This is a genomic window from Paenibacillus phytorum, from assembly GCF_013141715.1.
Lineage (GTDB): Bacteria > Bacillota > Bacilli > Paenibacillales > NBRC-103111 > Paenibacillus_E > Paenibacillus_E phytorum.
Genome location: NZ_WHOA01000190.1, coordinates 19336 through 36585, shown reverse-complemented (window position 1 = coordinate 36585; position 17250 = coordinate 19336). Strand labels below are relative to the sequence as shown.

Genomic DNA, 17250 nt, shown 5'->3' with positions numbered 1-17250 from the left:
TTATAGCTGATTATACAGGGAGAGGAAAGTTTGCTGGCAGCCAAATCATAAAGGTACTTCCCTCATCTTTACGTGTTGTCACTTCAATAGACCCACCGTGTTCATCAATAATCCATTTGGCGATCGATAAACCAAGTCCAGTTCCAGACGTCAGTCCCCTGGATAAATCTGCGCGATAAAAGCGGTCGAAAATATGAGGAATATCCTCTTTATCCATGCCAATTCCTGTATCGGTAATCCGAATACCAATAAAGCTATCCGTTCGCGACGCCTCGAACCTTACGGTTCCAACAGGTGTATACTTGAACGCATTTTCGATGAAAATAAACAACAATTGCTGCAAATAATCCCGATTCCCTTGCACGACCGCATGTTCTAATGCATCTAAATCACCCACTTGCCAATCAGCGGTATGCTCGAGCAATTGAGCACGTCTCACCACTTCTTGAACGAGCGGCATGAACTCAACTGGCTTCTTTTCCATCAGGACGCCGGCATCTGCTCTCGCCAGAGCAAGAAGATCATTGACTAGTCTGCTCATTCTCTGTGCTTCTCCTGCAATATCATGCATAGCCTCGAGTGACATCTGCATTTGATCAGGCGTAGCAAGCTCTGTACTCCCCGAAGTTTGCTTCCACATCTTTTCCAACAAGTCGACATTTCCTCGAATCGTTGTAAGCGGTGTTCTCAGCTCATGAGAAGCATCCGATACGAACCTGCGCTGGGCGCGGTATGCTTCATCTAATTCCAGATAGGTGATCTCAATACGAGAGAGCATCCCATTGATCGTCTCCGTCAAGCGCCCAATCTCATCAAGTGGACCATCATAGTGGATACGCTTCTCCAGATCATCGCTGCTTCCAATTTGATTCGCGGCGTCAATGACCCGTTCAATTGGCTTGAGGGCTTTACGCGCCAAGAACCAGCCAAGTGAAGCTGCCACAATAATCGTGAGTAATGCCCAAATCATCAGCGTATATTTAAGGGTAACAGCCGTTTTTTCATAACTGCCAATCGGTACTGCCGCTTGAAGAACCCCAATTAGTTGGTTCTGGACATCGGACCTAATCGCTTGATTATAAATGAGGAAGTCTTGCCCAAGTACCTTGGTCTTTTCGAAAAAACCATCCTCTTGCTTTAATTTATCAATCGTATTCTTCGCTAAAGGCAAAGTAACATCATAGTATTGTAAGTTAGCCGAGCGATTAAAGCTTTTGAGTGTAACATTATATAATTGCAGAAACGTATTCGTAGAGTAGAAATCCCTGCTTTCCAGTTCCAAATCAACGACGAGTCCCTTCTGTGAAAGAGCAATGCTCTTCTGAATACGCAAGGAGCTATTGCCTGCCTCCCTTTTCACATCTTGGCGTATTTGATCGTATAGGAAATAATTCAAGAAAAAATAAAGAACAATACCGAATAGCAGCATGGTTAGTGCTAATATCCCTGAATACCAAAGCGTTAGCCGCAAGCGAAGAGACATATTAAGATTCCCCTCTCAATACGTAACCTGCCCCCCGAACCGTTTGAATCAATCGTTTATGGCCAAATTCTTCGGTCTTTTGACGCAGCAGCGCGATATAAACCTCCAGAACATTGGATTCACCGCTATAATCGTAGCCCCATATTTTTTCCATAATAATATCCCGTGAAAGGACACGCTTCGGATTCTGCATGAACAAGTGAAGCAAATCAAACTCCTTGGTTGTTAACTCAATCAGTTTCTCACCGCGAAAAACCTCACGTGTATCCAAATCCAAAATGGTATCCTCATAATGGAGCCTATTCGTCTGCTGCTCAGGACGCTCCGTTCTCCTCCTAAGAAGTACACGCACTCTAGCCAGCAGCTCTTCAAGCGCAAACGGCTTGACCAAATAATCATCAGCACCGAGATCCAAGCCTTTCACGCGATCACTGACTTCATCTTTTGCTGTAAGCATAAGAATCGGTACTTCGCTGCCGCTTTCACGCACTCGACGAACGACCTCCCAGCCATCAATATGCGGCATCATAACGTCCAAGATCAGCAGATGTGGTTCCGATGTCAACATTTGCTTGAGGCCATCCGCACCATTGGTCGCTGTGACGACCGAATATCCTTCAAAAGCCAAACCTCGTCTCAACATAGACGTAATTTTCTCATCATCATCAATAACCATTATGTTCTCTCTCATCGACTTTGACCACCCTTCTATCACCCATTGTAACAAATTCCGCTATCCAAGCAAAAAAGAAGCAGAGCCTGCAAGCTTGCGGCCGCGGGACTCCACTTCCTTTTATTCCGAACTAACCTTTAGTTATCTCTTTAATTTATCTTTTATTATTGGGCAGGCGTCTCGGCTAGCGCGTTTTTATCCCCAATTGTGATAGGTACTTCCATACGCTTGCCGTCTCGAATAAGTCCCAAAGTGACCTTGTCGCCAACTTTCGCTGCCTGAACTTTGGTAATCAATTCCTGCGAATTTTTCACCTTAGCTCCGTTAATATCTACAATGACATCGTATTGACGAAGACCAGCTTGGAAAGCAGGGCTTTTACGTTGAACGCTGCCAACTAATGCTCCATCTGTGTTCGAAAGCTTCAATTCACTTACCCAGTCTTTACCAATATCTTGTAAACCTACACCTAAGTAAGGCACTGGTTCTTTAGGAATTTGAACATTGTTTTTAAGATTTTCAAGAACGGAAGAAATTGTGCTAGTAGGAATAGCAAAACCAATGCCTTGCGCTTGAGAACTAACGGCCGTATTAATACCAATAACTTCACCATTCAAGTTCAGTAAAGGTCCGCCGGAGTTACCAGGGTTAATGGATGCGTCCGTTTGTAGTAAGTGCTTATACTCGCGAGTTCCCTTTGCATCTGGAATGCTGATAGGACGCTCCTTCGCACTAAGCACACCTACAGTAACCGTGTGGTCAAAGCCGTATGGATTACCGATAGCAACAACCCAATCCCCAACATTCACATCTTCAGCTTTACCAAGTGGAAGGATTGGAAACTCTTTCTCGCCTTCGATTTTGAGTACAGCCAAATCCAAATCGTAGCTGTTACCTAACAATTTAGCTTTAAAAGGCTTATCATAACCTTCTACCGTAACTTGAATTTCATCAGCACCGTCCACAACGTGCTCATTAGTTAAAATATATCCGGTTTTTTCGAAAATAAACCCTGTTCCCATACCTGCTGGCTGCAGTTCACCACTGCCGGAATTATTCTGATTATTGTTAGGCGTTGTATTACCGCCGCCATTATCCCCAAAGAATTGACGGAAGAACGGATCATCAAAGAGGGAATTACCGCCACGGCTTGATTGCTTCGGTTTTACTAGTGATTCAACCTTAACAATGGCAGGCCCAGCGTTCTGTGCAATAGCCGAAATGTTCCCTGGGCGAACAACGTCCAGCCCAACATTTTTCACTTCGCCTCCATTAGTGCTCCCGCTCTTCGTTGCAGCCGCAGTGGAGCTACCCGAAGCTAGAGGCTGATTGCCAGTAAACAAATTCAATTTATCAGCGCTGAACATAAGTGCACCTACGACCAAGGCGCCTGCCATGAAAGCCGCGAAAACGCTTTTCACAGATGAACGCTTTCTTGCGTTTGGATCCCACGGACCCGAGCCTTGTGGAGCGCCCGCTTCAGGTCCAAAACTGAAAGGACGCAAGTTCTTAGGCGGAGTAACTTCAACACTGGAGGTTCCTTCAGTTCCCGACGAAGAAGTTGTAAGCGAATGACCTTCGTTTTCTTCGTTAAAAGCCGACTTGTAAGGGCCATACGAATAATAGTAGGAAGGTCTTGCTTTGTTAGGATCTTGTGGATCTTGCGGGTCTTGATGATTAGAATCATTTCGATTAGCCTGATCATTGTTACTGCTATTGTCGTTCTGCGGCTTAAAGAAGTCGCTATAGTCTTTTTTGTTGTCTTCCATAGGTCTTACCTCCATTTGATTAATAAAGTTATAAGTGCATGCTTCTTGAAGGGATGTCTTGTTCTCTGTAGTTCTATCATGCACCTATAACCTTAAACGAATATTAAAAAACAATAAAATGGAGGTAAAAAAAGGGCTAACTCATTGTATCCAAGCTTGTTCCACTTTATGGAGCAGACCCGCTGCTTCTTTCACCCATTTATCTTCGATTTTGGCATCCGGATCGAGCGGAGTTTGGAATTGATCGATCAATGCGCCATAGGTTTCAGCTTCCGCGTCCTGATCAAGTCCTTCATTATAAACATGCTTTAGTACGAAAGGAGTTCCCACTTCGACGATCGCATCTGTTGATTCAGCATCGCCATCAATCCTTCCTGTCACAACTTGAAAAGGAATACGCAGCCAAACTAGATGGTCTTCATCTAAGTAGTGGTCGAAATAGCCATGATCGTAATCCCAATTGCCACCCAGCGCAAAATCGAATTCATGCAGGTGCTCACGGACACTATCGAAAGATTCTTGAACCTGCTCCAATGATGATGATAATGTTTTCATTCAGACACTCCTTAAGCGCTCATATTATTTTACTTACGCATAGAATGTGTCAAAAACTAGTTTTTATGTGTGGTACGTTCCTTATTATCAAACCAAGCCTTTGCGGTGCGCGAAGATAGCAAGCTGAGTCCGATCCTCTAATTCACACTTCATTAGAAGGTTGCTGACGTGTGTTTTGACCGTTTTGATACTAATAAAAAGCTCTTCTGAAATGTCTTTATTACTCTTTCCCTCTGCAATCAAAAGCAATACTTCTCTCTCGCGTGAAGTCAACCCTTCTTCCTCGGGTGTACTATTACGCTGCCTAATCCCTCTTGTAAGCGCCAAGGACACTTCGGAGTTCATAACCGGCATACCGCGGTAAGCGCTCATAATTGCATGAATCAATTGGTCGGATGAAACCGTCTTCAGCATATAACTGATGGCACCAGATTCGACGGCTTCAAGAACCTTCGCTTCCTCCAAGAAGCTGGTCAGCATAATAACCTTAACCTGTGGAAATTTACCGCAAATCAACTTGGTGGCGCCTATACCATCCAGAACAGGCATGGTCAGATCCATCAAAATAACATCCGGCAATTGATGAGAGAGTTCTTGATTTAACTTATCGAACGCATCCTGGCCATTGCTTGCTTCCCCCACAACTTCCAAACCGGGTTCCAATGAGATGTAAGTTCGAAGCCCAACCCGAACCATGTCGTGATCATCTACGATCATCACTTTAATGTTACTGCTCATTTGTTTCTCCCTCTCTTTCCTTCGTTAGCAAGCTCGACTGTCCCGTAAACCGCGGAATGCGTACTCTAACTCGTGTACCTGATCCTAACTTGCTGTCTATCTCCACTTCGCCACCAAGCTTTTGCGCTCGCTCTCTCATTGTCGATAAACCATGTGAAGCCGATGGGATGTCTCTACGTTCAAAGCCTTGACCGTCATCCTGCAGCTGAAGCACATATTGGTGCTCTCTTTCATATATAGCTAGGCGAACTTGCTTAGCTGAAGCATGCTTAACTACGTTCGCAAGACCTTCTTGTATAATGAGGAAAAATTGATGTTCAATCGCTTCAGATATCGTTTCACGCAAAGAAACATCAAGTTGGCCCTGCAGCTCATGGTTTCGGCAATATTCCGGAAACCATTTCTCTAGGGCTTCTTGTAAGCTCATATCCCCCAATTCGATGGGTCTTAATTGCGAAATAAGTCCGCGCATCTGCTTCTGGGCATGGTGAGACATTTGAATAAGCTGATTCATAACGCCCGGAGCCGCATCCGGGTTTCTCTCCAGAATTTTGGGTAAAGAGGATGCTGACATATGAATGGCGAACAGCTCTTGACTAACTGTATCGTGCAAATCCCGTGCCAGTCGGCGTCTTTCCTCAAGCACAGCATTTTCCGTGAGCTCCTGATCTCGAATCGCCTCGGCCTCACCCAATTTTTGCAGCAGCTGAATACGCTCTTCAACGGCAGAGGCCATGTTATTAAAAGCATCATACAAATACAAGAATGGTTCTACGGGTTCCATCTCAATCCGACTGGAGAAATTCCCCTTGGACAATTCGAGCATGGCTACATGCAGTTCATCCACTTTGCGCTGCCATCTCTTGGTCGCAACATAACCCACCGTTAAACAGACCAAGAGAATAGCTATGACGAACCACATGCGGAATTGCCACGAAACAAGCTCCTCCTTATAATACTCAAGCACAATATATATGCTAGATACCGTGAGTAAACTCGAGATAAGAAAATAATTCAGCAGCTGCCACTTCATATTGAACATTCGCAATTTGTACATGCTCCATCCTTAACCTATCTTTTTGATTGTAATGTCACCAATAAACATGCTCGTGGTTACAATTATTTTCCGGTCAGCTTCTTCATATTGCGATGTCTGAGTTCTCACGCTGCGCAGAAACCCACTCTCACGTCGATCAAGCACTTTCATATCTCCGATAAAAGAACTTGCCATTACGCGAACTTCAACATCAATATCATTGGGAATAAATATTTTCACATCACCAATAAATGCTGAAACATGAATCGTCGTTTCTCCCAAGGGAATAGCTGCACGAGTAAGATCTATGACGGAATCACCAATGAAATGTGAAATCTGAATCGGCTTTAGTTCCCAAGCTTCTTGACCTAGATGCACATCTCCGATAAAACCATGCCGATGGAGTACATCACCGGAGTCGAAGTTACGTACAAAATCATCGTATTTGTGCCCATGATGGTTAAAAGCATGTATTTTCGGTTGTCCCGGTGGCTGAGGTTGCTTTAGATCTGGTTCTCCCGGCGCGTCAGGGACATCCCATTTATACTTATCATGAAACTCACCATGAATATCCTTGAGTACAGCTTTCTCTTCGTCACTGAGCTCATGCTTTGCTTCATTAAATGTAGATTTACTTTCACGCTCCTTATCATTTGTAGGCGATGATGCTCCATCAGTCCACTTGGGTTGATCCCATGGATTTCTATATTTTTCATGCTGCAATCTTCTAGCTTCACGTCTTGCCTGTCTAACTTGATTTTTCTCTTCTTTAATAGAAGGCCAATCCGGTGACTCTTTCTTGCTAGGTTTAAATATCACATTCAATCCAAATAAAATTAAAGCAACAGGTCCCAAAATCTGAAACATCTCTCCAAGCGATCGATCGGTCAGCTTTAAATTCTTCAAGAGAAAGATCGTCCCAATACAGCAAACGAGCAAACTCCAAACCGAACCTCCCCAATGATACTTACGCTGCCAAACAAAACCAACGAGACCGTAGAAAATAAGAATGACAGGCCAATAAGTGGAAAACATATAAGCAAGATCAATATCAATAAACCCTAATTGGTTAAGTAAATAAAGGACACCTGCCGTTACGAGGACAAGCCCCCAAATTATTCTTTGAAACATATGCGGATTCATGCTTCTTCCTCCATTTGTGTACAACGTTGTTAAGATACCTCTAGTTTATAAGATACAGTCATGAATGAAAAGAGACGAAAGATTGATGGTTTCCTCGGTCTAGAGACTGAGTTTTCGCAGAATTAAATGAATAACTGACATCAATTATTTAGAAAACGAACAATAACCATCAGATGTTATGTATTCTCACGTATATCGTTGACATGTTTATCATCAGAACCGTATAATTGGTGCAAAGAATTCCTCAAACATAAGGAGAGATCAGATTATGGATGCTATCCAACAGCTTTCTAGCGGCCTAGATACCATATGGGTGGTTCTGACAGCTGCCATGATTCTATTGATGGAAGGCGGCTTCGCTTTATTGGAGGCAGGTTTCGTCAGACAAAAAAATGCGGTAAGTATCATTATGAAAGTGTTTGTTGATATCTCTTTCGGAGCACTTATTTTTTACTTATTCGGCTTTGCCCTTATGTACGGAAAAGATGTTTCTGGACTATTTGGAACTACCGGTTTCTTCATGGGAGGAGATTTAACACATATCGTTTTAAATATCTCACATGAGACTTATTGGCTATTCCAGTGTGCCTTTGTTATCGCTGTGATCTCGATCGTATCTGGGGCTGTAGCCGAACGCATCAACTTCCGCGCTTACATTCTATACACCATCGCAATGACTGGTTTAATTTACCCCATTGCTGGCCACTGGGTTTGGGCCGTCAATGGATGGCTCGGCAAATTAGGCATGGTTGATTTCGCAGGTTCTGCTGTCATTCACGCACTTGGCGGCTTCTCCGCTCTTGCTGCAGCGATGATCATTGGTCCACGGATTGGCAAATTTTCCGCTAACGGTACGGCTAATATTGTCCCACCATCCAATTTGCCGCTTGCCTCTGTAGGCGCATTTATCCTTTGGTTCGGTTGGTTTGGCTTTAACTCAGGAAGCACACTAAGTGCCACCAATACTTCGATCGGCCACATTGCAGTAACCACCATGCTGGCAGCAGCGGCGGGCAGTGCAACGTGCATTTTATTCACCATGATGCGCTACCGCAAAGCCGATCCCCCTATGGTTATCAACGGCGCTCTTGCAGGGCTCGTCGGCATTACCGCAGGCTGTGCTTTCGTTAGTGATGCTGCAGCCATTTTCATCGGAGCAATTTGCGGGATCGCAATGGTTTATGCAACAGAAATGCTTGAAGCAAGACGGATTGATGATCCAGTCGGGGCTTTTCCTGTTCATGGTATCAGCGGCAGCATCGGGACTCTCGCTGTAGGATTTTTTGCACAGCCTGACGCGATTCGTGAAGGTACTGCTGGTTTATTTTATGGCGGGGGCTTCAGCCTTCTAGGTGTTCAAGCATTAGGACTTGTTACGATTTGTATATGGGGATTCGTTATTACATGGGGTTGTATGAAGCTAATTCAACTTATCGTTCCACTGCGAGTTAGTAGAGATGAGGAATTAGTCGGATTGGACGTCGGTATCCATGGTGTTCCGGCTTACAGCCAAGAGGATGGATTTCTGGACTTAGAACAACTAAAAAAAGGTCAATGAGAACAATAAAAACCTTCCAATTGGAAGGTTTTTTTGTTTGTATTAAGAAAGCAGCTCTTCAATCTCATCCGGTACTGAGATCACATCGCCAGGTTTGGATTCATTCATAATTTGTCTCGCATGGGCAATTTCAGCTCGAAGCTTCCTAACTTGCTCCATGGGTTTCTTCACATAGTGGATATACTCGACAGCAAGATGATGGTCAGGTTTCTTACCAGAAAACATGCGGCGTAATGATGACATCGTCTGATAAGCGCGCTCTTCTTTCATTCTTTTGATTTCGTAGCGCTCTACTACCTGCTCAATATCCAGGACCTGCTGTTCCTTGCGGACAATGTAAGCTTCCAAGAAAGGAAGTACCTCTGCAGCTTTCCTTGGTGTTCTTTGAGGTTTTCCGTCCAATCGCAAAGCATTCAGCATGATCACTCACCTATCTCCCCGTGTCAAGATTTATAACAGTAATCTTATTTTACACCAAAATAAGCGATTTGAGAACCTTTATTTCAATATTAAATCGATTCCTACAACACCAACAGGGGTTCCCGTGTCATCTATTATCGCTTTTGACATCGTGATACACGGTTTTTTAGTAATAGCTGACACGTATTCCGGAGAAACGAAGAGTTCTCCACCCATCGCACGCTTCCACCACTCTCTGCCTTTTGCATTAACTAGACCTGCCTCTGGCATCGAATAGATGAAGGTTCCATCCGCGCGGTTAGACCAGATGGCTTCAATTCCGGCCGTTTTCTGCAAAGCAGTGCCTAAATGGGAGGCATGCTTACCATCAAGCAATGAAGTTATGTCAGGTATTAGTACAAGTGAGCTAAGCACTTGCTTCATTTCTTGGATATTTACATGAATCGTACCTTCTTTATTTTGCATACCTACCGCTTGTATCGCCTGTATCAGTTCCTTAGAGGAACGATCTAGATTTTGGTTGATATGCTGGAGCATCGATACTTCATGGCGCTGCTTTTTCATTTGATCCAAGGTAATCTCCACACTAGACATCGTCTCATTCATCAAATCAACAACTTGACCTAGTGATGTTCTTGTACCTGAGACAAGCGAGGACTGATGCTGGGTGGAGCTTGTTGTACTCGATACAAGATTATTGACGTTCAGAATCAACGCGAAGATCGTATCGATCTTGTCTTTTATTATTTTCATCTCAGCAATCCCATGAGCGACAGATGCCTTCTCTTCAGCAACCGCTGTCACAACTTGGGAAACACCGCTCTCGATGGATGCCAATAGTTCGGAAGATTTCGTAACTGCTTCATGACTTTGTGTGGCCAGCTTCTTAATTTCCTGTGCGACGACAGAAAAGCCTCGTCCATGCTCACCCGCTCTGGCCGCTTCAATGGATGCATTAAGCGCGAGCAGCGAGGTTTGAGACACTACTTCCGCAATAAATGTATTGATTTCTTCAATCTTGGAAGTATGTCCGGTCAAATCCTGAATCTTCCTCTGCATGGTATCATTATTAATATGTAGATCATTCATGACTTCATCTGTGGCATTCAGTGATCGGCATACATCGACTACCGTATCTTTGGTTTGCTCACTCTCTTGATGCATATGTAAGGATGAATCTAGAATTTGGTCTGCTGCAGCCGCTACCTGCTGAATCGCAGCGAATGCTTCCTGCAACTGTCCAACGGCTTGATTACTTCGTATCTTTAGATCCTCTTCTCCTTGAATCGAAGCATCGGCTATTTGCAAAAGTTGTCCGATCGAACGATTGACTTCCTCAACAGCAGCTGCTAATCTGTCCGCTACAACCTGAGATTCTTGTATAAACGTTCGGAATTGCTCTTGTTGGCCCTTAATATCGAGACTATTAGATGATCTTGATGATCTGGTACTAAGCCAAGCAATAATACCTATAAACAAAAAAACAGCCAAACTTGCAGCCGTAAACCATCGAGTGGAAGTAAATAACGCGAATACACTTATCGTAATACCAATGAGAATAAGAGCATACAACCAAGCTTTGTGTTTCATTTCTACGCGCATAAGCAATTGGAACTCCTCCCACAAGGAACCTAAATGTTAGTTTTTGTTACATTATATCGGAGATAGGAGATGTTGAAAAGAAATAAAAAACAGAGACCTTTTCAGATCTCTGCTCTCTATCGCTTTTCAGCTTATTGATATTGCATTATTTATTTTGGTTTTGTGTATTCGTTTGTTGCTGTTTGTTCGCTACTGATGTTTCAGCAGCAAATTCTACGTCTTGAGCTACATTCGAGCTCAAATTTTTATTCTTGTTGTTCTTGTTCTTAGCCATGTTCAATCACCTCCTGTAAGTATAGGATTTCCCAAACAGGAGAATTTATGATGGAAATGTTCGGCTTTCTGAAAAGCTAATTCTCGTCATAGCGCTTTGGTAGGTGCGATGATCTCATCCTTTAGTTGATTCCAGATGAGTTCGGTCACTTTTCCATGCCCTTCTTTGACGATAAATACTTTAACCGTCTTCTTGCCCCATTCTTTATAAACCTGATCCTTTGTGTCGAAATACAGATCAATTTTCTTACCTTTAATTGCACTGCCTGTATCTGCAACAACACCATAGCCATAACCGGGAATAAACAAGACAGTGCCAAGCGGAAAAACGTTCGTGTCTGCTGCGATCGTTGATAAGGATTTATCATCCCGCTTTACTCTAATACCTGAATACGTGATCCCATACTCAGGATGATCCGGATTTTTCCCTGTTGATTCCTTACCTGCAAAATAACCGGTGGCTGTCACTTCGACTGCCTTGAGCTTGGACAAATCTGAGTCTAACTTCGGAACATAACGATAATTGATTTGTTGCAGGTTTTCTTGCGCTACGGGCAGTGAAGCAGGTGCCGTTTTGGCCGGAATAACCTTTTGCTGCTGATCTTGTATATGGGTGACGGAGTTTGCCGTCGTGTAGCTTTGGTCGCTTTTGCCCGTCGTCTCTTGTCCGAAAAGTGCCATCAGAACAACGATGATCGACGCACTAAACCATTTAGACTGAGTCAAAAAATTGGTTAACATTACTATTATTTAATACCTCCCCTACTATTGCAGGTTGTCCAATACCTACCACCTTTAAACCTCCGGATGCAGACTCACTGTTTAAGGTGTCCTAATCACGCTCCCCTATACATACCCAATTAACTGAATTTGAAAACAAAAAAAGCAGAGAAGATTATCTTCTCTGCTTCATTTATAGGATTGAACTCTTAAAGTTTCTTGCTAATTTCCTCGTTAATCATGCCAATCACTTGATCAATCGGATGGGTTCCTAGATCCCCTTGACCACGTTTTCGAATCGATAAGCTTTCGCTCTTCACTTCGTTTTCACCGACGACTAGCATATAAGGAATCTTCTCCAGCTGCGCTTCTCTAATTTTATAACCCAGCTTCTCATTACGATTATCTGCCTCAACACGAATACCAGCTTCGCGTAGACGCTCAGTCACGAGATTCGAGAATTCTTCGAATGCTGGAGATACCGGAATGACTTTGGCTTGGATAGGCATTAACCAAGTTGGCAGCGCACCAGCGAAGTTCTCAAGTAAGAAGGCTGTCATACGCTCCATAGTACTGATAATCCCTCTGTGAATAACGACTGGACGATGTTTCTGACCATCTTCACCTGTGTATTCAAGCTGGAAGCGCTCTGGGAGCAAGAAATCAATTTGTGCTGTTGAAAGTGTTTCTTCTTTCTTGAGCGCTGTTTTGATTTGAACGTCTAGTTTAGGACCATAGAAGGCCGCTTCACCTTCAGCCTCGTAGAAATCAAGTCCTAGCTCTTCAACAACCTCACGCAGCATGCGTTGGGAAGTTTCCCACATTTGATCATCTTGGAAATACTTTTCTGTATCCTTAGGATCCCGATAGGAAAGACGGAAACGGTACTCTGTAATTCCGAAATCCGCATAAACCTGACGAATCAAGTTCACAACGCGGGAGAACTCTTCTTTAATTTGATCCAAACGGCAGAAAATATGAGCGTCATTCAGTGTCATGGCACGAACACGGTGTAGACCTGTTAAAGCTCCTGACATTTCATAACGGTGCATTGTGCCAAGCTCAGCAATCCGAATCGGCAGATCACGGTAGCTGCGCATATCGCTTTTATAAACCATCATGTGATGCGGACAGTTCATTGGACGTAGGACAAGCTCTTCGTTGTCCATCACCATTTTCGGGAACATATCCTCGCTGTAATGATCCCAGTGACCGGATGTTTTGTACAACTCAACATTAGCGAGAACTGGCGTGTAAACGTGTTGGTAACCCAAACGCTCTTCCAGGTCGACAATATAACGTTCCATTGTACGTCTCAATTTAGCACCGTTTGGCAGCCAAAGCGGTAACCCTTGCCCAACCTCACGTGAAAAAGCAAACATTTTAAGCTCTCTGCCGAGCTTACGGTGATCACGTTTCTTAGCCTCTTCCAAAAGATGCAAATGCTCATCCAGCTGCGCTTTCTTAGGGAAAGCAGTGCCGTAAATACGCTGCAGCATTTTGTTCTTCGCATCACCACGCCAGTAAGCGCCAGCAACGCTCAATAATTTGAACGCTTTGATTCGGCCAGTTGATGGCAGATGCGGTCCGCGGCATAAATCAAAGAATTCACCTTGGTCATAGATGGTAAGTACCGAGTCTTCCGGCAGATCACGAATCAATTCCAGCTTAAACGGATCTTCCATTTCAGTGAAAATGCGAATCGCTTCCTCACGGGAAACAACGCGGCGAGTAATCGCCAGGTTCTCACCGGAAATACGCTCCATTTCCTTCTCGATTTTCACCAAATCTTCGGGATTAAGCGGTGTTTCCAAATCGATATCATAATAAAATCCGTCTTCAATGACAGGTCCAATCCCTAATTTAACCGCTTTTTCACCATAAATACGTTTAATCGCCTGAGCCATCAAATGCGCTGTGCTGTGACGATACATCTCTAATCCCGCTTCACTATCGAGCGTTAGAATTTCAACGTCTGCATCATTTTCCAAGGAGAACGACAGATCCACAGATTTCCCGTTAACTTTGCCGCCAATCGCATTTTTCTTCAGTCCGGATGAAATGGATTCCGCCACTTGTTCAATGGTCGTTCCAACTGCGTACTCTCTCACTGCGCCATCTGGTAATTTTACTTGAACAACCATTTTTGTTCCTCCTATAGGTTCATTTTTGAACGCAAAAAAGCACACTGCATCCCAAAAGGGACGAGTGCGCTCAGCTCGTGGTTCCACCCTAGTTCGATTCGCTGCATGCCCACAGGGGTAAGGCGAATCCTCATCAGCATTCGGTAACGGGAATGACTCCGGTATTGTATACTAACGATCCTGCAAGTCAGGTCGAATTCCACAACACGGCTACAAAGGGGTAAACGATCTGAATAGCTGAAGGAGATTGCAGCCTAGTCTCCTCTCTCTGAGCAGTTCTTGCAGAAAGTTCATGTCTTTGATATTAACGCCTTCGATCACTATTATAATTGCCTCATCGCTCAAGGTCAAGGGGACAGTTGATCTTGTTTCTTGGCTTCACCCAAGAAGATGTCACAAGTTCGGCAATAGGAGCAGACCGTTGTTCGATCTTCAAATATTTGTCTAATCGTCTTGATGATCGTAAGTTCCGGATCTCGCGTATGGATGTAGATATTTGCCGGAGATACCGTAATGAGTGTGCTAACAATCATGTCCTCGAAATTAATATCTTTTTCAAGTACTTCTAACTTAAAGGTTGTATCGAATTCATTCGCGTCTATGAGTTCAAGCTGATCATTCAAGATGACAAACTCATGCCCGCCTTTATGTATAAGATGAGCAACGGGGATCTTGGCTTCCTGAATATATACAAAGTACTGCAATAGAGAAATAAATTCCTGATACTGGCGATCCATCATAAATTCATCAATGGCATACTCAGCTATCTCTCGCAGCTCCTCAGTATAATCCTGTAAGCGAAATTTGAGAAAACCATCCAAGCTCAGCCGCGGAGTTTCCTCCAGAGACTGCACGAGCTGCTCCGATAACATTTGTTTGCGGCGAAGTCTTGCTGAGCTGCCATTCAAAATAGGCAATTCCTCAATGACCGTCTCGACACACATGGATTGCTTGCAGTACCCTTCTATGGCTTCCAAATCGTCTATGGCTTCATATTTAAATTCTTTAACAATCAAATCACGCAAAATAAGCGACTCTTTCTCTGCGATGATGTGATCCGCTAAAACGCCAGCAAGTCCTTCCCTTACTTCTTTTTGAATGGAAGAAATTTCTCTTTCCTTCATTCTCACTTCTATTCGAATATAAGCATGTGTTTCATGTAGATCAAATTGGGCTGTTACTCCACTTTCAGCGATATGTAAAAGCTGCAGCTCACGTTCTATCTGAGCGCTTAGCGAACGTACATAGGCCTCATCGGCATTCATTACAACAATGGCAAACAGTTCCATCGGCTAACTCCTTTCATCAATACGTCCTCCTCCTAAGAGTATATGGTCGATAGGAATCAGATATACAACGAACAATTTGCCATTTCTATTCCTCATTTTTTTGTCGAATCTTTAGTTAATATATGCCAATCTCGCAAATTGACGCATTCAATCAGCACAAACAGGACTGGAATCGGAAGTTACGAATTTCTCTATTCTTTGTCAGCCGAGCAAGTAAAAAAAGCCTCCAAGTTGGAGGCCTTTTTTAGTAGATAAGAAAGTATAAGTTTTATACTTTTGCTTCGCATCTACCTTGACAAACGCGCTCGTCCCAGAAGGACGACGAAGTCGTTTATCCTTGGCTAGTTCTTCATCACGAAATCCTTATCGATCTTGTGCCATTATCCTAAGTATGATTCAAAAATACTCTTTACAAGCAAGAATGGTAGTGCACCAATTGAGACAAAAGCATAAAAAAATCCTTGAAGAAAATTTTTGAATAGTTTCACAAGAATCACTCCTATCATGTTTGTCTAAATTGTGAACTACTTCAATTATACTCCTTTTTCAGAAACAAACATGAAAATAACATTAATTTTTTCATAACTTGTTCAAGTAAATTCATGTGCATTTAAAACGAAAAGAGAGCAGCCGCAGCTACTCTCCAAATTACATTATTAGTTTTGCATCACGAAATCTTTATCGATAACGAGCGACTCATCATCAAACACTCGCAATGTTTGGTATTTCGTATTCCGCTGTGCAGGAATTTTACCTGCTTCGCGAATGATTCGCAGCGTGGAGTTAACGTTGACCTTGTGCGTTGTACCCGCCGCGGAGACTACGTTCTCCTCAATCATGGTACTTCCAAAGTCGTTGCAGCCGTAGCTCAGTGTTTGCTTGCCAACTTCTGGTCCCATCGTCACCCACGACGATTGGAAGTTAGGAATGTTATCCAGCATAATTCGGCTAATCGCCAGCGTCTTCAAATACTCTTCAGGCGTGACTTTCTCTGCCTTCATGTTCGTATTATCCGGTTGGAATGTCCACGGAATAAAAGCTAGGAAACCTGGTGTATTGAGCTTCTGAAACAGAACATCATCTTGCGCATCACGGATACGCAGCATATGAAGTGCGCGCTCTTCCATGGATTCGCCAAATCCGATAACCATGGTACCTGTTGTATGCATACCAATTTTGTGAGCGGTTTGCATAACGTCCATCCAATCGCGCCATGAACCTTTTAGCTTACTAATTTTGCGTCTAGTGCGATCATCCAGAATTTCTGCGCCGCCACCTGGCAAAGAATCGAGTCCTGCTTCGTGCAGTTGGCGAACGACTTCCTCTAATGATAAACCATCCGAAACATCTTTCATTTTCATAATTTCAGCTGGCGAGAAAGAATGCATTGTAATGTCAAAACGTTTCTTAATTTCTCGAAGGATATTCGTGTAATAGCTAAATGGAAGATTCGGATTCGTGCCGCCCTGCATGAGGATTTCGGTCCCATCTACATCCAGAGTCTCTTGGATCTTCTGGAAAATGGTTTCATCCGGCAATACGTAACCTTCAGATGAACCGGGTGGACGGTAAAACGCACAAAATCTGCAATAGACGTCACAAATATTCGTATAGTTAATATTCCGCCCAATGACGAAGGTCGTAATTGGATCAGGATGCCATTTCTTCATAATCTGGTTGGCGGTGTCGCCAATCTTCTCTATTTGATCGGATTCGAAAAGTGTAATACATTCCTCTATATCAATTCGTCCGCCTGACTGTGCTTTATATAAAATGCGATCAATCGGTTTCAAAGCTACTCACTCCTTTACTTTCTGAAGGCTTGTATCCAATCATCGTACCATATT

The 17250-nt window shown here is 43.5% G+C and carries 15 protein-coding genes; 1 reads left to right on the top strand and 14 read right to left on the bottom strand.

Translation table 11 applies throughout. The annotated features are described in order from the left end of the window. Window positions 1-10 precede the first annotated feature (10 nt). The 7 genes from GC098_RS26795 to liaF form a co-directional block, all read right to left on the bottom strand. Complete coding sequence (locus GC098_RS26795; RefSeq protein ID WP_171646258.1) at window positions 11-1483, bottom strand: sensor histidine kinase; 1473 nt, start codon at window positions 1481-1483, stop codon at window positions 11-13. Window position 1484: 1 nt separating this feature from the next. After that, window positions 1485-2174: a response regulator transcription factor gene (locus tag GC098_RS26790; RefSeq protein ID WP_171646257.1), complete on the bottom strand. Its 690-nt coding sequence runs from the start codon at window positions 2172-2174 to the stop codon at window positions 1485-1487. 146 nt (window positions 2175-2320) lie between these two features. After that, the gene (locus GC098_RS26785; RefSeq protein ID WP_171646256.1) at window positions 2321-3925 is read right to left on the bottom strand and encodes a S1C family serine protease; all 1605 of its coding nucleotides are present in this window, start codon (window positions 3923-3925) and stop codon (window positions 2321-2323) included. Window positions 3926-4066: 141 nt separating this feature from the next. Then, entirely contained in the window at window positions 4067-4480 is a 414-nt protein-coding gene (locus GC098_RS26780) for a YugN family protein (protein WP_171646255.1), read from the bottom strand. Window positions 4481-4567: 87 nt separating this feature from the next. Further along, a complete protein-coding gene (locus GC098_RS26775) occupies window positions 4568-5218 on the bottom strand; it encodes a response regulator transcription factor (RefSeq protein ID WP_171646254.1) in 651 nt (216 codons plus the stop codon). Further along, complete coding sequence (locus GC098_RS26770) at window positions 5208-6275, bottom strand: HAMP domain-containing sensor histidine kinase (protein WP_171646253.1); 1068 nt, start codon at window positions 6273-6275, stop codon at window positions 5208-5210. The genes GC098_RS26775 and GC098_RS26770 overlap by 11 nt, the downstream gene beginning before the upstream one ends. Window positions 6276-6284: 9 nt before the next feature. Beyond that, complete coding sequence (gene liaF, locus GC098_RS26765; RefSeq protein ID WP_171646252.1) at window positions 6285-7397, bottom strand: cell wall-active antibiotics response protein LiaF; 1113 nt, start codon at window positions 7395-7397, stop codon at window positions 6285-6287. 268 nt (window positions 7398-7665) lie between these two features. Here liaF and GC098_RS26760 point away from each other — a divergent pair, with 268 nt between their 5' ends. Continuing rightward, window positions 7666-8955, top strand: coding sequence for an ammonium transporter (locus GC098_RS26760; RefSeq protein WP_171646251.1), 1290 nt, complete (start codon window positions 7666-7668; stop codon window positions 8953-8955). 42 nt (window positions 8956-8997) lie between these two features. Here GC098_RS26760 and GC098_RS26755 read toward each other — a convergent pair whose 3' ends face one another. The 7 genes from GC098_RS26755 to mqnC all read right to left on the bottom strand — a co-directional run bounded on the left by GC098_RS26755 (window position 8998) and on the right by mqnC (window position 17196). Further along, the gene (locus GC098_RS26755; protein ID WP_171646250.1) at window positions 8998-9375 is read right to left on the bottom strand and encodes a hypothetical protein; all 378 of its coding nucleotides are present in this window, start codon (window positions 9373-9375) and stop codon (window positions 8998-9000) included. Between the two features lie 78 nt (window positions 9376-9453). Then, the gene (locus tag GC098_RS26750; RefSeq protein WP_246359006.1) at window positions 9454-10977 is read right to left on the bottom strand and encodes a methyl-accepting chemotaxis protein; all 1524 of its coding nucleotides are present in this window, start codon (window positions 10975-10977) and stop codon (window positions 9454-9456) included. Window positions 10978-11122: 145 nt separating this feature from the next. Further along, on the bottom strand, window positions 11123-11251 hold the full coding sequence (locus GC098_RS40960) for a hypothetical protein (RefSeq protein WP_261302307.1): 129 nt from the start codon (window positions 11249-11251) through the stop codon (window positions 11123-11125). An 86-nt stretch (window positions 11252-11337) separates the two neighbouring features. Continuing rightward, window positions 11338-11991 carry a 3D domain-containing protein gene (locus GC098_RS26745; RefSeq protein ID WP_171646248.1) on the bottom strand — a complete coding sequence of 218 codons (654 nt, stop codon included), beginning with the start codon at window positions 11989-11991 and terminating at the stop codon, window positions 11338-11340. A gap of 188 nt (window positions 11992-12179) precedes the next feature. Next, window positions 12180-14114 (bottom strand): threonine--tRNA ligase, encoded by a 1935-nt coding sequence (gene thrS, locus GC098_RS26740; protein WP_029194118.1) that lies wholly within the window; start codon window positions 14112-14114, stop codon window positions 12180-12182. A gap of 347 nt (window positions 14115-14461) precedes the next feature. Then, the gene (gene ytxC / locus GC098_RS26735) at window positions 14462-15403 is read right to left on the bottom strand and encodes a putative sporulation protein YtxC (RefSeq protein WP_171646247.1); all 942 of its coding nucleotides are present in this window, start codon (window positions 15401-15403) and stop codon (window positions 14462-14464) included. A gap of 656 nt (window positions 15404-16059) precedes the next feature. Then, a complete protein-coding gene (gene mqnC, locus GC098_RS26730; RefSeq protein WP_171646246.1) occupies window positions 16060-17196 on the bottom strand; it encodes a cyclic dehypoxanthinyl futalosine synthase in 1137 nt (378 codons plus the stop codon). Window positions 17197-17250: the final 54 nt, after the last annotated feature.

Bases quoted from the DNA above. Each gene is read 5' to 3' on its own strand.
- GC098_RS26750 (WP_246359006.1), bottom strand. From the start codon at position 10,977: ATGCGCGTAGAAATGAAACACAAAGCTTGGTTGTATGCTCTTATTCTC.
- GC098_RS26775 (WP_171646254.1), bottom strand. From the start codon at position 5,218: ATGAGCAGTAACATTAAAGTGATGATCGTAGATGATCACGACATGGTT.
- liaF (WP_171646252.1), bottom strand. From the start codon at position 7,397: ATGAATCCGCATATGTTTCAAAGAATAATTTGGGGGCTTGTCCTCGTA.
- GC098_RS26755 (WP_171646250.1), bottom strand. From the start codon at position 9,375: ATGCTGAATGCTTTGCGATTGGACGGAAAACCTCAAAGAACACCAAGG.
- thrS (WP_029194118.1), bottom strand. From the start codon at position 14,114: ATGGTTGTTCAAGTAAAATTACCAGATGGCGCAGTGAGAGAGTACGCA.
- GC098_RS40960 (WP_261302307.1), bottom strand. From the start codon at position 11,251: ATGGCTAAGAACAAGAACAACAAGAATAAAAATTTGAGCTCGAATGTA.
- GC098_RS26795 (WP_171646258.1), bottom strand. From the start codon at position 1,483: ATGTCTCTTCGCTTGCGGCTAACGCTTTGGTATTCAGGGATATTAGCA.
- GC098_RS26780 (WP_171646255.1), bottom strand. From the start codon at position 4,480: ATGAAAACATTATCATCATCATTGGAGCAGGTTCAAGAATCTTTCGAT.
- GC098_RS26785 (WP_171646256.1), bottom strand. From the start codon at position 3,925: ATGGAAGACAACAAAAAAGACTATAGCGACTTCTTTAAGCCGCAGAAC.
- GC098_RS26745 (WP_171646248.1), bottom strand. From the start codon at position 11,991: ATGTTAACCAATTTTTTGACTCAGTCTAAATGGTTTAGTGCGTCGATC.
- GC098_RS26770 (WP_171646253.1), bottom strand. From the start codon at position 6,275: ATGTACAAATTGCGAATGTTCAATATGAAGTGGCAGCTGCTGAATTAT.
- ytxC (WP_171646247.1), bottom strand. From the start codon at position 15,403: ATGGAACTGTTTGCCATTGTTGTAATGAATGCCGATGAGGCCTATGTA.
- GC098_RS26760 (WP_171646251.1), top strand. From the start codon at position 7,666: ATGGATGCTATCCAACAGCTTTCTAGCGGCCTAGATACCATATGGGTG.
- GC098_RS26790 (WP_171646257.1), bottom strand. From the start codon at position 2,174: ATGAGAGAGAACATAATGGTTATTGATGATGATGAGAAAATTACGTCT.